A 17066-nucleotide genomic window follows, 5' to 3' on the forward strand; every position below is an offset into this window, starting at 1 on the left:
ATGTATTATATTTTATGAATTAATTAAACCACGAATGTGAGAAATAAAGATATTAAAAATAAACATATTAAGTGAAGAATAAAAATAAATATTATTAGATACGCTATTACTTGCCTATTAATAAAAGACAATAAATATTGTTATTGATAGTATTTATAAGCTTAATAATTTAACATGATTACTCTGGAATAAAACTGAACGTATTCAAATGCGCTACAGTATGCATAAAAAATGCGGGTCACCCTAAGATGACCCGCAGTAACCGAACTCTTTTTGCTGTCAGAGTGTTACTCTGCCAATTCGTTACTCAGCTTGGTGATGCGCACGAGTTCAATACGGTAATCTGACACTTCTATAATCTCGAAGCGCAAATTATGCAGTTCAATCACATCACCTGCGGTTGGCATATGGCCTGAATGTGACAGCAGCATACCCGCTAATGAAGCATAGTCTGCCGTCGGGCTGACCAACTCTTGACAATCCAGCGCCTGCTCCAGAGAGTGCAAATCTGCCCCCCCTTTCACCAACCAAGCATCACCATCGGCAATAATATCTGGCGTTTCATCTTCATCAGGGAACTCACCGGCAATAGCTTCCAGCACGTCGAGCGGAGTGACCAGCCCTTGCACCACACCAAATTCGTCATTAACCACCACTAAGCGGCCTTTCGCTTTGCGCAAGACGCCCAACAGATTAATCACATCCATAGTATCAGGCACAACTATTGGTGGTGTCGCCGCAGCAAACTCACAAATAGAGTCTCCACGTTCAATCGCCACTAACAGATCTTTGGCACGAACCACACCGATTATCTGATCCAATGAGTCACGGCATACCGGGAACAGGCTGTGTGGTGTATCTAACAGTTGCTCACGGATCTCTTCTTGTGAACGAGTACAATCCACCCAAGAGATTTCTGTGCGTGGTGTCATCACGCTGCGCAATGACCGGGATGCCAATGTCAGCACACCGCTTATCATATAGCGCTCTTCTTCCGCAAAAGCCTCTGTCGGCATTACCAACTGCGGATCGCCGTTTTGTGGCTCCTGCTGCTGACGCCCCCCCATAAGGCGGATGATAGCTTCGGCCGTGCGCTGGCGGCGTGGCAAGCGAGATTCATGCTTAATAAAGTTACGGCGGGCAATCTGGTTAAACAGCTCTATCAGGATAGAGAATCCGATGGCGGCATACAGGTAGCCTTTCGGAATATGGAAACCAAAACCTTCAGCAATTAAGCTCAAGCCGATCATCAGCAAGAAGCTCAGGCACAGCACCACAACCGTCGGGTGTGCGTTAACAAACCGCGTCAATGTTTTTGATGCCAGCAGCATCACGCCCATGGCAATCACGACCGCAGTCATCATGATAGCCAAATCATTGACCATCCCCACGGCAGTAATCACCGCATCGAGGGAGAACACGGCATCCAATACTACTATCTGTGCAACAACAGCCCAGAAGCTGGCATAACCTTTGCTCGCACTGTCATCGTGCTGGTTTCCCTCAAGCCGTTCATGTAACTCGGTGGTGGCTTTAAACAGCAGGAACAGCCCCCCCACCAGTAAAATCAGATCTCGCCCGGAGAAGCTAAAGCTGCCAACACTAAACAGCGGTGTGGTCAGCGTGACCATCCAGGAAATCACCGACAGCAGCCCCAAACGCATAATCAATGCCAGAGACAACCCGATAATACGAGCTTTATCTCTTTGTTTTGGCGGCAATTTATCGGCCAGAATGGCGATGAATACCAGGTTATCGATACCCAGAACAATTTCCAGTACCACCAACGTCAATAACCCTGCCCAGATTGAGGGGTCCATTAGAAATTCCATGTCAGACTCCGATAATAAGAACACGATTCAGATGATGTGCGACCTGCAACAGACACAGCAAAACGCCGCGGTACGGTTGTCAGTATAGATACGCAGAAAGATCGGGTGAAATTATACGCAGCAACTGTGCGTGATTGGATAACCAGATGTAGACCCACTGGTGAGGTATTAACACTAGAGAAACAGTAACTTCGGTGACAGTCCATAGGGAGAGCTGAGGCCCTTAACTCCTGACAATTAATCGAGCCGCTAACTTTATCAGGAATTTTTTTATCAGCATAGTCGGATTTATTACCAGGCCCACGATTAACTAAAATCTCATGAAATTACGCCGTATCAGTAAACAGCATGCTTATTTTCATGGCTAAAATTTCTCCCCAGCCCCAAACGGGCTATCCGCCAAGATTCACACCAATCGCACAAAATTTACACACAACAATCATATTATGATGAATATGTTAGCGCTACACTCATCAAAATTACTCATATAAGTGTCGAATAATTATCCAACTAAGCGAAATCATTCATAACATGTCCCAATAAATGAGCAACATCACATAATTTATTTTTTCACTGACTAAAATAAATCACATCCAACACATTGCGATATGTACCTGAATCGATTCATTGGTGTTGCGAATAAATCATCAGCAGTGCGCTGATATTGTGACTATCATAATAGATTCAATATGTATCGAAGTGTGCTTGGGGATTACTGCTTTTATGTTACGTGCGAGAACTCAATTCTGAGTTAACTGAGGGGGTAGCGAGTGAGTATAGCTATTATCATTGGCACACATGGGGTTGCGGCAGAACAACTGCTAAAAACCACCGAAATGCTTATAGGCGAACAAGAAAATGTCGCCTATATCGATTTCGTCCCAGGTGAGAATGCCGACACGTTAGTTGAGAAATACACAGCTAAACTGGAAGGGTTAGATACCAGTGCGGGAGTGATCTTCCTGGTTGATACCTGGGGTGGTAGCCCGTTTAACGCCGCCAGCCGAATTGTTACTGACAAAGAAAATTACGAAGTCATCGCTGGCGTTAACATTCCAATGCTAGTGGAAACCTTTATGGCACGTGATGATAATCCATCATTTGCCGAACTGGTTGGCATTGCATTGGAAACCGGTCGTGCGGGTGTTAAGGCTCTTAAAACATCTCAAGCCGAACCCGAGACAAAACCTGCCGCTGTAAAAAAAGTTACCGCAGCTCCTGCCGTCGCTTTAGGTCCAAACGATCATATGAAGATCGGGCTGGCACGTATTGATGACCGCCTGATTCATGGTCAGGTCGCAACTCGCTGGACCAAAGAAACAAACGTAAATCGCATTATTGTGGTCAGCGACGAAGTGGCTGCCGACAAAATGCGTAGCACCTTACTCAAACAGGTTGCTCCTCCAGGCGTAACCGCGCACGTAGTTGATGTTGATAAAGCTATCCGCGTATACAACAACCCGCAATATGCCAAAGATCGAGTCATGTTGTTATTTACCAACCCAACTGACGTCGTGCGTTTGGTTGAGGGGGGAGTGGATATTAAGTCAGTCAATATTGGTGGCATGGCATTCCGTCAGGGAAAAACCCAGGTGAACAATGCTGTTTCCGTTGATGAAAAAGATATTGAAGCATTCAATAAATTGAATGCTCGCGGTATTGAACTGGAAGTTCGAAAAGTATCTTCGGATAGCCGGCTCAAAATGATGGACTTGATTAGCAAACTTAATAAATAGCGTTACTAAAAACTACGTAGCAAGGTTATGCCCTGTTCTGTTTTGGAACTCGGTTATTTTTACTCAGCTTTTTTGGTCATAGGAGAAGTACAATGGAGATCACAACTCTTCAGATTGTGCTGATATTCATAGTTGCCTGTATCGCCGGGATGGGTTCCATTCTGGATGAGTTCCAATTTCACCGCCCTCTGGTGGCCTGTACCTTGGTAGGTATGGTTCTGGGTGATATGAAAACCGGTATTATCGTCGGTGGTACCCTGGAGATGATCGCTCTTGGCTGGATGAACATCGGGGCCGCAGTGGCACCTGATGCTGCTCTGGCATCGATTATTTCAACCATCCTGGTTATTGCTGGCGGCCAAAGCATCGGTGCCGGTATCGCTCTGGCGATCCCGTTGGCAGCAGCCGGTCAGGTGTTAACCATTATCGTACGTACCATTACTGTTGCCTTCCAGCATGCCGCTGATGGTGCAGCAGAACGTGGCAGTCTGCGAGCAATTACCTGGATTCATATCTCCGCGTTGTTCTTGCAAGCGATGCGTATCGCCATCCCGGCACTGATCGTTGCCCTGTCCGTCGGGACATCTGAAGTTCAGATGATGCTTAGCTCAATTCCTGAAGTGGTTACCAATGGCCTGAATATCGCCGGTGGTATGATCGTTGTTGTCGGTTACGCCATGGTTATCAACATGATGCGTGCTGGCTACCTGATGCCATTCTTCTATTTAGGTTTCGTGACTGCCGCATTTACCAACTTCAACCTGGTGGCCTTGGGTGTTATTGGTGTGGTTATGGCCGTGCTTTATATCCAGCTTAGCCCGAAATACAACAAGTCTCAGGTTGTACAGGCAGGCCCGGCCAATAACGATCTTGATAACGAATTAGACTAGGAAAAGGTGAGAGAAATGGTTGATACAACGACTGTTGATAAAACAACTACTGGTGAAAAGAAACTCACGCCCGCCGATATTCGCGGTGTGTTTATCCGCTCTAACCTCTTCCAAGGGTCGTGGAACTTCGAACGTATGCAGGCGCTGGGTTTCTGCTTCTCTATGGTACCGGCGATTCGTCGCCTGTATCCGGAGAACTCGGAAGAGCGTAAGCAGGCAATCAAACGTCATTTGGAATTCTTCAACACCCAACCTTTCGTTGCTGCCCCGATTCTGGGCGTAACGCTGGCGATGGAAGAGCAGAAAGCCAATGGTGCAGCGATTGACGATGCCGCAATTAACGGTATCAAAGTTGGTCTGATGGGGCCACTGGCCGGTGTGGGTGACCCAATATTCTGGGGTACTGTACGCCCGGTATTTGCCGCCCTCGGTGCTGGTATTGCGATGAGCGGTAGCTTACTTGGCCCACTGCTGTTCTTTGTGCTGTTTAACGTAGTTCGTCTGTTAACCCGTTATTACGGCGTGGCTTACGGCTATAAAAAAGGTGTCGATATCGTCAGCGATATGGGCGGCGGCTTCCTACAAAAACTGACGGAAGGGGCGTCTATCCTCGGCCTGTTTGTCATGGGGGCCTTGGTTAACAAGTGGACACACGTCAATATACCGGTGGTGGTGTCCAGAGTCACCAACCAGGCGGGCGAGACTACTGTTACCACGGTACAAACCATCTTGGATCAGTTGATGCCAGGCTTAGTACCGTTGCTGTTAACCTTCGGTTGTATGTGGCTGTTGCGCCGTAAAGTTAACGCGCTGTGGATTATTATGGGCTTCTTCGCCATCGGTATCTTCGGCTACTGGATTGGCTTCCTGGCACCATAATTTTCTGGTTAGATTTGGCAAAAACCGGGGGGATACTCCCGGTTTGAGGTTAAGGACAAAGCTACTGATGCACGAAGAGTGAAGGGTTTACCGCACCTAGGGGCACTCCGGTCGCTTACGCGACTACGACCCCAACGGCACGATTCCCCTTCATTTGATTTTATCAGTAGTCTGAAACCGGGGGGTTACTCCCGGTTTTTTATTTAGGAGTAAGTGCATGTCGGTTACGGATATTGTCTTAATTGTTTTTATTGCCCTGTTACTGGCTTATGCCATCTATGATGAATTCATCATGAACATGATGAAAGGAAAAACCCGGCTACAAATTCACCTTAAGCGCAGAAATAAAATCGACAGTGCCATCTTTGTCGGGCTGATTGCTATTCTTATTTACAATAATGTGATGGCAAATGGCGCACCATTAACCACTTATTTATTAGTGGGTTTAGCGCTAATTGCATTTTATATTTCTTATATTCGTTGGCCTAAATTGTTGTTTAAAAATACAGGATTCTTCTACGCTAATGCTTTTATTGAATATAGCCGAATAAAAAGTATGAATTTATCTGAAGATGGGATACTGGTGATTGATTTAGAACAGCGCAGATTACTTATTCAGGTTAGACAATTAGATGACCTGGAAAGGATTTATAATTTTTTCATTGAAAATCAAGCATAAAACTATAGCTCAGGGAAATGAAGCAGTTGATTTTCCAGTTGATTGATTAATTTCCCAACATCTTTATTACACCTCAGCTATTTATTTCCACACCATTGCTGATGCTTATATCACCTATTTTTCGGCAAAATCTCGATAATGAAAATCATTATCAATACCTTCTGTTCGCCATATTATTTTTGGGGTTGTCGCCATTGGAATTTATATGTTAAGGTTGCGCCGTTCATGGGGAGTAGCCGGTTTCTATACGTTATATTGAATTGATATATCGATATATAGAAACGCTCGTATCAACATACTCGTTTCATTTATTGGAACGTGGTGCGGGCAGCCAGGTAAGGTTGGCGAGACCATAGACACGTAGCTCCGTCGTTAGGTTGGGGGTGGGTTACGTGTATATGGAGCCGCCCGGCCGAGACTATTGCTATGAATCTATCTGCAACATTAGTGCTTGCTTTTGCTATGTCTATGGATGCCTTTGCTGCATCTATTGGTAAAGGTGCCAGCCTACATAAGCCCCGTTTTAGAGAAGCTATTCGCACCGGTCTTATCTTTGGTGTGATCGAAGCTATTACCCCACTAATTGGCTGGTGCATTGGCCTATTCGCCAGTCAATATATTCTGGAATGGGACCACTGGATTGCCTTTAGCCTGCTGTTCATTCTGGGTTGCCGCATGATTTTCGAAGGCGCAAAACAGCAAGTCGAAGAAACCGAAAAAATGCGCAGTCACAGCTTTTGGGTTCTGGTGATGACAGCCATTGCCACCAGCCTTGATGCCATGGCAATTGGTGTTGGTCTGGCGTTCTTGCAAGTGAACATTGTTCACACCGCAATGGCGATTGGGTTAGCCACCATGATTATGGCAACCCTCGGAATGCTGATTGGCCGCTATATCGGCCCACTACTCGGTAAACGCGCTGAAATCATCGGGGGTATTGTGCTGATAGGTATCGGTTTTAATATCCTTTACGAGCACATTTATCGTCTCGCCTAACCTGATAACCCTATCGTTAATCCTTTTATTCTCGCTGTAAAATAAAGCGAGCTAAAAGAGCAAAAAGAAACCCCGCATTCGAGATGAATAGCGGGGTTTTTTATTCTATCAATAATCGGCAAATATCAATTCAGTATTAGAAATCCATTGAGACTGATAATTTCAGTGCTCGTGGGTCGCCCTGATAAATGTAAGTGCCAGAATCTTCAACCGATTCCCAGTAGCGTTCGTTGGTTACGTTCTCAATATTCGCCCGCCATGTCAGACTGGTATCTTTCATTGGCATGGTATAACGCACCCCCAGATCCAGACGCGTCCAAGGTTTCAGTTTCAAGGTATTGGCTTCGTTGGCATATTGGGAACCAGAGCGCACCACTGTACCAGTCGCGGTCAGACCTTCAACCACAGGAATATCATATTCGCCGCCAAACACTAACTGGTAGTTGGCAACACCAACGGCATCATTACCATTATTGGCGCTGTCAGCCGCTTGGGTCAGTTTAGGGTCTAACCACGTTGCACTCGCTAACAGACGGGTACCAAATACCGGCTCGCCGAATACATTCAGTTCAATACCACGGTTGCGCTGTTCGCCATAGAAACCATAGACGTTAGTCGCTGGATCAACCATACCCGTTGGTCGGGTAATTTCAAACAGAGCCAACGTACCACCGTAGCGTTGGTTATCAAACTTCAGACCGATTTCATTCTGTTTGGAATGAATGATGCCCGGAATTTGGCCTGCGTTAACCACTGGCTTGCCATTAAATTGATAAGGTGCGGACTTGCCCGGCCCCAGCGCTTCAATGTGGTTAGCATACAGGGAGACTTTCTCCCACGGCTTCACCATGATGCCGTAAATAGGTGTTACTTTCATCGCATCCAGCGAACCGGCACTGTTTGGCACCCCACTGTCAAAGTTACGAATCGTGACTTCCTGCCGACGCACGCCCAACATCAATGATACTTTGTCATCCATCATCGACAGCGTATCAGATAATGAAAGACCAGAAGCACGCACCTGACTAGTTAATTGCGGATCTTGACTATCACTTCCCATGATCGTCGGAGGAAAACCAATCACACCGGGGTTATAAATATTAGTATCTTCTGAGCCAGACATATTCCAAGCTGACTTGGTAGTACGATAGTTAGCGGCATAACCCAGATTGACTTTATGGGCGATTGGACCAGTATCAAAATGACCACGAATACCGCCCAGACCGGCAACAGAGTCAGCGACATACGGCACATACAGACGAGAAATAGTGGCATCACCATTATTATTCGTCAGCATCGGCGCACCATACTGACCGGTTTCTTCATTGCGACTGGCACCGACAGAGCCATAAATTGTCCAGTTCTGGCTGACATCATACTCACTGCGCAGCATACCGAAGGTGGTTTCCATATCGGTATACACCCACGACTGCCCATAGTTCAGGGTTGAAGATGGCGGTTCTGGGATAGCGGTCACCATATAATCACCGTTAGCATCTCTACTCAATCCAACATCAGTGCGCATATGATGAATAGTTTGCTTCTGATAGCCCACATCTAATGAAGTACGGGTGCGATCGCCACGGTAATCAAGGCCGGTTGAAATTGCGGTCAAACGATTTTTCTCATCGTTGATTGCTGTTTCACCTTCACGGTGCAGGACATTCACTCGCACGCCGAACTGATCGTCATCACCATAACGGCGACCGACATCCAACGCCCCGCCCACTTGAGAAGCTGAACCATAATCCACTGTGACGCGTGTCAATGGAGTATCACCGGCACGTTTAGGTTCGAGATTAATCATCCCGCCCACACCGCTACCACTGGGTGAAATACCATTAATGAAGGCATTGGCACCTTTAAACACCTCGACTCGCTCAACCATGCTGGTTGACACGATCTGACGCGGTAAAACACCGAACAGGCCGCCAAATGAGATATCGTCGCCATCAAGGTTGTAACCACGAATACGATAGTTCTGTGACGGGTTGCCGTAACCGCGCACGTTTTGCACGGAAGCATCATTTTTCACAACATCAGCAATCGAATTGGCTTGCTGGTCTTCAATCATTTTTGAGGTATAGCTGATGACGTTAAATGGCACGTTGCGCGCATCTTGCTGCCCAAGGAAGCCAATACGACCACCATTCGCCACCTGACCATCTAAATAGGTTGGAATTAAATCATTACCACCCGCGCGGAAAGTCTCCTGCGTCCCGACAACCGTGATGGTGTCACTTTTTTTGCTGTCATCAGCTTTAGCCGTTGCTGTTGCGGCGCTGGTTTTTTTGGTGTTTTCAGCTGTGCTATCTGTAGCCGTAGCCGCCCATGAGGAAGCTGATAGCGTCCCTAATGCGGCACCGATCATGACGCACAACAGGCGCGGAGCCAGCCGTTTTTGATGTGCGCAAGAAGAAATATTTTGATTCATCGTGTTGATGCCCCTGAGTTTCACAAAAGGATTACAAATGAGAATGCTTATTATAAGGATTCAGAATTATCCGCATAACATCTACTGATGCAAGCATTTCCGTACATTCAGGGGATTATTTTTGCTGTGGTGAATAATTTAGGTAGGTTATGTAATAAACCTGATCGCCAGTAGCAGCGTCATTGTATAAGGAGATAAAAAGAGGCTAAGGTGAGATTATTCTAAAATGTATTTAATTGATGCAAGTTTAATTCCGCCCTCCCCACTTAAGTCATTTATTTATACATTTACAACCCGATTAGCCCCTATTATTAATAAGGTGAACTATTATTCAGCCCCCTTATCATGCCATCACACTCATCGCTGTAAGCCCCGTAAATGCTGGCCTGATTGAAAAAATAGCAGCTACCAGCAGGTTATTAAATGTCTTTTCTTTATCGTTATTAATAAAAATCTTATTACATAATCCCCAATGTTAGCGATAAACTAGTTCAATACATTTATCGCTATGACAGATTAAATCTTCTGGATTTGGTTCTGTGCAGCACATATGACCGAATAAAAATTCAAGGAATATAGGAATGGCTTTCCATCCGGCATCATTTGACGATCACATTTTTCGGCTATTAATCGAAGCCGTGGATGACTACGCCATATATATCATTGATGCCCAAGGACATATCCTCACATGGAACAATGGTGCCGAGCGCAATACCGGCTATCACGCCGATGAAATCATTGGTCAATCTTTCGAGCTGTTTTACACCCCTGAAGATTTAGCAACGCAATTACCCGCCAAAGGCCTGCAACATGCCAATCAACTGGGCCATTATGAGAATCAAGGCTGGCGAGTTCGCAAAAATGGTAAGCGCTTCTGGGGGCATATCACCCTTAGCGCACTGCACGACGCAGACCATAATTTGCAAGGTTTTGTGCAAGTTACCCGTGATCTGACCGACAAATGGCAGCGGGAAAATGCTTTGCGCAAAAGTGAAGAGCAGTTTCGCCATCTGATCAGTGAAGTCGAAGATTATGCTATCTACATGATAGATACTCATGGGCGCATTCTAACCTGGAATAAAGGCGGTGAGCGCAATGAAGGCTATACCAGCGACGAAATCATTGGCGAGCATTTTGCCCTACTGTTCACCCCAGAAGACATTTCCGCCGGTCTGCCAGAGAAGTCACTGGCAAAAGCCATTGCCGAGGGTAATTTCCAGACCGAAGGCTGGCATGTGCGCAAAAATGGTATCCGTTACTGGGCCAGTGTGGCCATTAATCCCATGCATGATGACAGCGGGAAGTTGTTAGGGTTTACCAAAATTGTTCGTGACCTGACGGAACGACGCCAGCGCGAAGAAGCCTTGCGCATCAGCGAAGAACGTTTTCGCCTGATGGTCGATACCGTCGAAGATTATGCCATTTTAATGCTGGACCCCTGGGGCCGCGTCAATACCTGGAACCACGGTGCAGAGCGTAATATGGGCTATGCCAGCAATGAAATAATCGGCCAGCATTTTGGCTGCTTCTTTTTGCCGGAAGATATTGCCGCCGGGTTACCAGAGAAATTACTGAAAACCTCCGCTTCGGCCAGTCGGGTAGAACGTGAGGGCTGGCTGGTGCGCAAAGATATGACCCGCTATTGGGCTGTTACCGTGATTACCGTGGTGCATGACCACCATGGCAAACTGCTGGGTTACGCCAAAATAATCCGCGATATGAGCGAGCGAAAACAGCGGGAAGATGCACTGCGTGCCAGTGAAATCGCGCGTTATGAAGAGCGGGAGCAACTGCATCGGGTGCTGTCATCCATTCAGGAGGGAATTATCTCTCTTGATACTGAAGGGCGCGTTGTATTGATGAATCCTAAAGCTGAAGAGATGACAGGCCGCAGTCAGAATGAATCTTGCGGCTTGCCCATTGAAGAAGTTTTTATCTTATGGTCCCCATTACAGGATAAAAATCAATTGGTTGCCATCAATCAGTGCCTGGCCGAAGGGCTTCATACCTTATTGCCCGAAGGCTGTCAGCTGTTATCGAGCCAGGGAGAGCGCCAGGAGATTCGTTGCTCCGCCTCACCGATTCGTGATCGTGACAACCTTCTCACCGGTGCGGTGGTGGTTTTCCAGGATGTCACGCGCGCGCGCCATGAGCAGCGAGAGTTACAGTATCAGGCCAATCATGACATGTTAACTGGCTTGATAAATCGACGGAGATTGGAAGAGCGTCTCAATCAGGCCATCAGCCAGTTGAGTCAGAATGAGCAGCATATCCTCTGTTATGTCGATTTAGATTACTTTAAGGATGTGAATGACAGTGCCGGTCACGAGGCTGGGGATATGGTGCTGCGAATGGTGGCGCAAACCATGCAACAAGCGGTGCGCGAAAATGACATTGTGGCGCGTTTAGGCGGTGATGAGTTCGCTATCGTGCTATTTAATTGTCAAAATAAACCCGCAACCGAAGTGTTGGAAAGGGTCGTCGCTGACATTGCTTCAATCCAATTCCATTGGCACGGTCAATCCTATTCCTTTACCGCAAGCCTTGGGGCGGTATCATTGAATCGGCAAACAGAAACGGCAGCACAAGCTATGCGTCAGGCAGATATTGCCTGTTATGCGGCAAAACATGCCGGCCGCAACCGCTTATCACTTGCGCTATAGTTCTACCTCTCTTTTAGCAGGTGACGATACTGTCACCTGCGACCTGCGACCTGCGCCCTTGATGACACAATTTATTCAAGGTTATTTTGCTGGCATGTACAGCAATTAGACCCCGGTCAAAATATCGATTCCAGCAGTATGATATATAAATATCATCACCTGATTAATTGGAAAAATAGCTATGCCGTACTTTACGGTCAGTATCGTTTTGCATAACGCCGTGGAAGGCGATTATGATTCTCTTAATAAGAAAATGATTGATGCCGGGTTTACTTGCCATATCGGCAGGGAGAAAGTCTATAAATTACCAGAGGGCGAGTTCAATTACGGCAGTGGCACATTAAATAAACAGGAAGTCGCTGATTTAGCACTAAAAGTTGCAGAGCAGATACGATTTATCCCCTCGATTTTAGTGACTGAATCCGGAGGAAGAACCTGGCGAAATTTAGATCTGAAATAAATATCTTTATTATAAATAGAACATACTTTAAATTTGACTTAAGTTAACAACCAATCCTCCACCAGGGATTATTGTACTATCTCATTAAGATAATAATATTTATCCCTCACGGGAGTTATGCGCTCGTCATTTATTTATGCATTATTAAATAACGAGCAATCACTTATATTAGCTTTTCGTCACTGCTTAGCGCAGCACTGGCAAGATCTTCTCTACGGCGATGAATGGCGATAACAAAATCGGTTTCACAGACAAAAGAGTGCCGGGCAGCGAGTTCTTGTCCGGTTTCAATGGAAGCGCGCCAGGCAAAAGGCGTCATCTGCAATAAATTAAAACCTTGCTTACCGCTTAACTTCATTTCGTAGGCCAAGGTTTCACTGCTAACCAGATCAAACCCATCCAAATGCTCTGGCGTATCGTCGTGCAGTTGTACTTGAGCATAAATCAGGGCTTTTAACTGATAGAGATGGCGCGGACCAGGCGCAACAGTAACCACCATGCCACCGGGCTTTACGGTTCGGGCCAGCTCCGTTGCCTTGCAGGGAGCATAAATACGTAACACCGCATCAAGAGCTTGATTGGCAAAGGGTAATCTGTGGCTGGATGCCACACAAAAGTTGACTTGAGGATAGCGTTTTGCTCCGTATCTTACAGCGACTTTGGCGACGTCTAACCCGAAAATAGCCATCTGACGCTGCCGGTTTAACTGGTTGGCCACTGCGGCGGTGTAATAACCCTCGCCGCAACCGATATCCAACAACATAGCGGCATCCAGTGGTAGCGCCTTATCCAGAATCTCGCAGACTCGTTGTTGCAAAGGTTGATAATAGCCCGCATCCAGAAAAGCCCGCCGAGCCTGCATCATCTCTGGGCTATCCCCTGGCTGTTTCGACCCTTTATGCTGCACCGGCATTAAATTGACGTAACCCTCTTTGGCGCAATCAAACTGGTGGTTATTGCTGCAACGCCACTGTTGCGGGCTTTGCTGCAAGGCCTGATGACAAAGGGGGCACTGATAAGACATGGTTGAATCCCAGATAACTGATTAATAACCGCCAGAAATACTGGCAGACGCGGCGTTAGTCTAAAGAAGCACAGATACTGTTGCAAGCCGCGGTTACCCTTGGTGAATCAAGCGAAATTAACTATGGCGCATCACATTGATGGGAATCGCATCAGGCTCCACATTCATGGTGCGTAAAATTTGCCCCATAATATCGCTAAATACCGGTGCAGAAACTGCGCCACCATAGTATTTACCCGCCTGAGGGTTGTTAATCACCACCACCAAGGCAAAACGGGGTTGGCTGGCGGGAGCAACACCGGCGGTATACGCCACATATTTATCAATATACTGACCATTTGGTCCAATCTTCTTGGCCGTCCCGGTTTTCACCGCCACCCGATATCCCCGTACTGCGGCTTTCACCCCACCGCCGCCAGGTAATGCCACACTTTCCATCATATGTTCCACCTCGCGCACCAGCACTTCTGGGAATATACGCTGACCCAATACCGGCGGATCAACCTTGGTAATCGACAAGGGTCGATAAATACCGAAGCTGCCGATAGTGGCATAGACCCTTGCCAGTTGCAGCGGCGTCACCATCAAGCCATAGCCGAAGGAGAACGTTGCGCGGTCTAAATCACTCCAACGCTGCCGATGTGGCATTAACCCACTACTTTCCCCTGTCAGCCCTAACTGCGTCGGCTGGCCCAAGCCAAACGCTGAGTAGGTTTGCACCAATGCAGAAGCGGGCATCGCCAGCGCCAGTCGCGATACCCCAACATCACTGGATTTTTGCAGCACACCGGTCAGTGATAGAGCCGGATAAAGCGCCACATCTTTGATAAGGTGCCCACTCAATATATAGGGGTGGGTATCCAACACTGCATCAGGTTTCACTATATGGCGCGCCAATGCGGTCATAACCACCATCGGTTTCACTGTTGAACCGGGTTCAAAAATATCGCTAATCGCCCGATTACGAAAATTCTCCTCAGGAGTGCCCACCCTATTATTCGGGTTAAAGGTGGGGTAGTTAGCCATCGCCAATACTTCGCCGGTGTTCACATCAATAACCACGGCAGAGCCGGAATCCGCCTTATTGAAGATGACGGCATTGGTCAATGCATGGGAGGCTTCTGTTTGCAGTCGCTCATCAATGCTAAGTTCAACATTTTGCCCCGGATGACTGTCGGTCGAGGAGATATCTTCCACCACCCGGCCGAAGCGATCTTTACGTACCACCCGACTGCCGGCAGTGCCGCTGAGGAGCGCATTAAAACTCTTTTCGACACCCTCAATACCCTGATCATCAATATTGGTGAAACCCACCAGATTTGCGGCGACATCCCCCGCAGGGTAGAAGCGCCGTGATTCCTCTTTTATGGCGATACCCGGTAATTTCAGCCGTTGAATATATTCAGCAACATCAGGCTCCACTTGCCGGGCCAGATAGATAAAACGGGCATTGGGAGTTTGATGAATACGGCTGTTGAGTTGGTCGAGTGGTATGTTAAGTTCCTGAGCCAATGCCTGCCAGCGATCTGAAACACCAACCCCCCCTTTCTCCAATACCGTCGCAGGATCCGCCCAGATAGCCTCAACCGGCACACTGACCGCCAGAGGATGTCCGTTTCTGTCGGTGATCATACCGCGCGTATTCGGTGTGGCCACGACACGTACTGAGCGCATGTCTTCTTCTTTTACCAACGGATCAGGTTCAATAACTTGCAACCAGGCAACTCTGGCTATCAGACCAATAAATGAAAGTAAAATGCAGCCACATAGCAAGCTAAAACGCCAACGGATAAAGTTAGAGGAATCATTTTTTGGTTTAGAAATCACAGAGTTCAATCCTGAATGGTCGCTTGAATAACAGCAGCCATTAAACCCTATCCACTGTATCAATAGGTGTCAAAACAGTGATACAAGATGCGTTATTTTGCAACAATTCACTAACGGCGATTTAAAAGAAAAGGTGACTGGTCAATAAGTTAAAAAACGGCTTACACTGGATAGCGTCTTTTTTCTTCCTTAGGTAAGTCCTATGACTGATTTTTCACCACAACTCAGCCGAATCACCACTATTTGCCATGGTTTTGGCAATAAATCTGCCCTATTACCTGACTGCCTCCAACCTTATCAGTCATCACAAGCCAATAAAAAGCAGGTTCATGGCACCACGATTGTCGATGTGACAGAACCCAGACAAGAGTGTGGCGAAGCCGATGGTCTCTATACTACGCAACCGGGCATTTTATTAACTGTTTTGACGGCGGATTGTCTGCCGGTGATTTTCAGTCAACGGGATGGAAAAGGTATTGCAGTGGTTCATGCCGGTTGGCGCGGTTTATTAGATGGTATTATCTTAAAAATGGTTGAACGTATAGCGCGCGACGACAACCCGGCTAATTGGGTGGCCGCCATCGGGCCAGCCGCCCGTTCCTGCTGTTATGAAGTTAATGAAGAATTGGTGGAGCGGTTTGTTAACGAATTACCGCTGGCAAAAAATATTATTTCGCCGCGTTTTCGCCACCTTAACTTAGCAGCCATAGCTGAGCACCAGTTACGTGGCGCAGGCATTCATCAAGTTGATAGGGTCGGTAGTTGTACAATATGCACCACAATCCCAGATGATGAGGATAATGCTCAGCCCCGTTTCAAATACACCAGTTTTCGCCGCACCAGCCTACAGCAAGCAATTGACCCAACCCATCCCGGCATTAAAGGCCGTAATCAGTATTCGGGATTGATTATCCTACCTTAATGGATTGATTTAATTCAGAGACAAAAAAACCCGCACAAAGGCGGGTTTTTAACAGCAAAAGAGCTGATTAGATTGCAGTAACGTTTACTGCAGACGGACCTTTCTGACCGTCTTGGATTTCGAACTCTACGTTCTGGCCTTCAGCCAGGGTTTTGAAGCCATTACCCTGGATTGCAGAGAAGTGTACGAACACATCTTTGCTGCCGTCAGCTGGAGTGATGAAACCGAAACCTTTAGACTCGTTGAACCACTTAACTTGACCTTTGATCTTTGCCATCTTGAGTATTTCCTTTGGATTGTTTAACTCGCCCGTAGGCGTTTACATAGACAAACTAGAGTCGTTACTGCTTGAGGCACTAAGATAAGGATCGGCAGAGAAGCGGTATTCAACGCTAACGTCTTTACTCAGAACTTCTTTACTGAAAATGCCACACATATACAGAACTGTACCTCGTTTTACCCATATGCGTTATCACATACTCTGTATTCGATGGCAAGCCATTTTTAATCAAGGGTGAACCTGTCGCACATATTTGAAACGGTTGCTCATAAAGAATGCGTAAATATGCTAAAATTTGTTGAAGGTCATCGTATTTTCTGCTCTATTTTTTTATACTGTTCTGTCCCGCTTTCTTACTGGTTTTTAACATTTAAGCTAACTCTTTTTATAATACTTCTTACGTAAACCCTTCTTGGTTTCCATCTCAAATGGATCGCTGAAAAC

General features: G+C 46.7%; 14 protein-coding genes and 1 riboswitch. Of the genes, 8 read left to right on the forward strand and 6 right to left on the reverse strand.

The window, feature by feature from the left end:
- Positions 1-287: 287 nt before the first annotated feature.
- On the reverse strand, positions 288-1832 hold the full coding sequence (locus HU019_RS18945; RefSeq protein WP_174847449.1) for a TerC family protein: 1545 nt from the start codon (positions 1830-1832) through the stop codon (positions 288-290).
- Between the two features lie 770 nt (positions 1833-2602).
- Between HU019_RS18945 and manX the strand changes: the two genes are divergently transcribed.
- The 5 genes from manX (at position 2603) to mntP (ending at position 7012) form a co-directional block, all read left to right on the forward strand.
- Entirely contained in the window at positions 2603-3568 is a 966-nt protein-coding gene (gene manX, locus HU019_RS18950) for a PTS mannose transporter subunit IIAB (RefSeq protein WP_174847448.1), read from the forward strand.
- 92 nt (positions 3569-3660) lie between these two features.
- Positions 3661-4458: a PTS mannose/fructose/sorbose transporter subunit IIC gene (locus HU019_RS18955; protein WP_050077468.1), complete on the forward strand. Its 798-nt coding sequence runs from the start codon at positions 3661-3663 to the stop codon at positions 4456-4458.
- Positions 4459-4473: 15 nt separating this feature from the next.
- The gene (locus tag HU019_RS18960; protein ID WP_050077467.1) at positions 4474-5337 is read left to right on the forward strand and encodes a PTS mannose transporter subunit IID; all 864 of its coding nucleotides are present in this window, start codon (positions 4474-4476) and stop codon (positions 5335-5337) included.
- Positions 5338-5554: 217 nt separating this feature from the next.
- The gene (locus HU019_RS18965; RefSeq protein WP_174847447.1) at positions 5555-6016 is read left to right on the forward strand and encodes a DUF986 family protein; all 462 of its coding nucleotides are present in this window, start codon (positions 5555-5557) and stop codon (positions 6014-6016) included.
- A 215-nt stretch (positions 6017-6231) separates the two neighbouring features.
- A riboswitch (yybP-ykoY riboswitch) is annotated at positions 6232-6432 on the forward strand.
- A gap of 10 nt (positions 6433-6442) precedes the next feature.
- Positions 6443-7012: a manganese efflux pump MntP gene (gene mntP, locus HU019_RS18970; protein WP_005170500.1), complete on the forward strand. Its 570-nt coding sequence runs from the start codon at positions 6443-6445 to the stop codon at positions 7010-7012.
- A 136-nt stretch (positions 7013-7148) separates the two neighbouring features.
- Here the strand turns inward: mntP and HU019_RS18975 are convergent, their stop codons facing one another.
- Positions 7149-9446, reverse strand: coding sequence for a TonB-dependent receptor (locus HU019_RS18975; RefSeq protein WP_174847446.1), 2298 nt, complete (start codon positions 9444-9446; stop codon positions 7149-7151).
- A gap of 581 nt (positions 9447-10027) precedes the next feature.
- Here HU019_RS18975 and HU019_RS18980 point away from each other — a divergent pair.
- Entirely contained in the window at positions 10028-12109 is a 2082-nt protein-coding gene (locus HU019_RS18980) for a PAS domain S-box protein (RefSeq protein WP_174847445.1), read from the forward strand.
- Positions 12110-12290: 181 nt separating this feature from the next.
- Positions 12291-12569 carry a hypothetical protein gene (locus HU019_RS18985; protein ID WP_077173991.1) on the forward strand — a complete coding sequence of 93 codons (279 nt, stop codon included), beginning with the start codon at positions 12291-12293 and terminating at the stop codon, positions 12567-12569.
- A gap of 163 nt (positions 12570-12732) precedes the next feature.
- On the opposite strand, the gene rlmA is transcribed toward HU019_RS18985, so the two are convergent.
- Entirely contained in the window at positions 12733-13593 is an 861-nt protein-coding gene (gene rlmA, locus HU019_RS18990; protein WP_174847444.1) for a 23S rRNA (guanine(745)-N(1))-methyltransferase, read from the reverse strand.
- A gap of 117 nt (positions 13594-13710) precedes the next feature.
- The gene (gene ftsI, locus HU019_RS18995) at positions 13711-15420 is read right to left on the reverse strand and encodes a peptidoglycan glycosyltransferase FtsI (protein WP_174847443.1); all 1710 of its coding nucleotides are present in this window, start codon (positions 15418-15420) and stop codon (positions 13711-13713) included.
- Between the two features lie 202 nt (positions 15421-15622).
- Here ftsI and pgeF point away from each other — a divergent pair, with 202 nt between their 5' ends.
- Positions 15623-16342, forward strand: coding sequence for a peptidoglycan editing factor PgeF (gene pgeF / locus HU019_RS19000; RefSeq protein ID WP_174847442.1), 720 nt, complete (start codon positions 15623-15625; stop codon positions 16340-16342).
- A gap of 67 nt (positions 16343-16409) precedes the next feature.
- Here pgeF and cspE read toward each other — a convergent pair whose 3' ends face one another.
- Positions 16410-16619: a transcription antiterminator/RNA stability regulator CspE gene (gene cspE, locus HU019_RS19005; protein WP_002221949.1), complete on the reverse strand. Its 210-nt coding sequence runs from the start codon at positions 16617-16619 to the stop codon at positions 16410-16412.
- Positions 16620-16661: 42 nt separating this feature from the next.
- Positions 16662-16778 (reverse strand): DUF2627 domain-containing protein, encoded by a 117-nt coding sequence (locus HU019_RS19010; RefSeq protein ID WP_002211058.1) that lies wholly within the window; start codon positions 16776-16778, stop codon positions 16662-16664.
- Positions 16779-17066 lie beyond the last annotated feature (288 nt).

Source organism: Yersinia artesiana, assembly GCF_902726545.1.
In the GTDB taxonomy this organism is placed as follows: Bacteria; Pseudomonadota; Gammaproteobacteria; order Enterobacterales; family Enterobacteriaceae; genus Yersinia; species Yersinia artesiana.

Excerpts from the sequence above, each read along its gene's own strand:
- cspE (WP_002221949.1), bottom strand. The coding sequence starts at position 16,619 with ATGGCAAAGATCAAAGGTCAAGTTAAGTGGTTCAACGAGTCTAAAGGT.
- HU019_RS18960 (WP_050077467.1), top strand. The coding sequence starts at position 4,474 with ATGGTTGATACAACGACTGTTGATAAAACAACTACTGGTGAAAAGAAA.
- pgeF (WP_174847442.1), top strand. The coding sequence starts at position 15,623 with ATGACTGATTTTTCACCACAACTCAGCCGAATCACCACTATTTGCCAT.
- HU019_RS18955 (WP_050077468.1), top strand. The coding sequence starts at position 3,661 with ATGGAGATCACAACTCTTCAGATTGTGCTGATATTCATAGTTGCCTGT.
- mntP (WP_005170500.1), top strand. The coding sequence starts at position 6,443 with ATGAATCTATCTGCAACATTAGTGCTTGCTTTTGCTATGTCTATGGAT.
- HU019_RS19010 (WP_002211058.1), bottom strand. The coding sequence starts at position 16,778 with ATGTGTGGCATTTTCAGTAAAGAAGTTCTGAGTAAAGACGTTAGCGTT.
- HU019_RS18975 (WP_174847446.1), bottom strand. The coding sequence starts at position 9,446 with ATGAATCAAAATATTTCTTCTTGCGCACATCAAAAACGGCTGGCTCCG.
- HU019_RS18965 (WP_174847447.1), top strand. The coding sequence starts at position 5,555 with ATGTCGGTTACGGATATTGTCTTAATTGTTTTTATTGCCCTGTTACTG.
- HU019_RS18980 (WP_174847445.1), top strand. The coding sequence starts at position 10,028 with ATGGCTTTCCATCCGGCATCATTTGACGATCACATTTTTCGGCTATTA.
- HU019_RS18945 (WP_174847449.1), bottom strand. The coding sequence starts at position 1,832 with ATGGAATTTCTAATGGACCCCTCAATCTGGGCAGGGTTATTGACGTTG.
- rlmA (WP_174847444.1), bottom strand. The coding sequence starts at position 13,593 with ATGTCTTATCAGTGCCCCCTTTGTCATCAGGCCTTGCAGCAAAGCCCG.
- HU019_RS18985 (WP_077173991.1), top strand. The coding sequence starts at position 12,291 with ATGCCGTACTTTACGGTCAGTATCGTTTTGCATAACGCCGTGGAAGGC.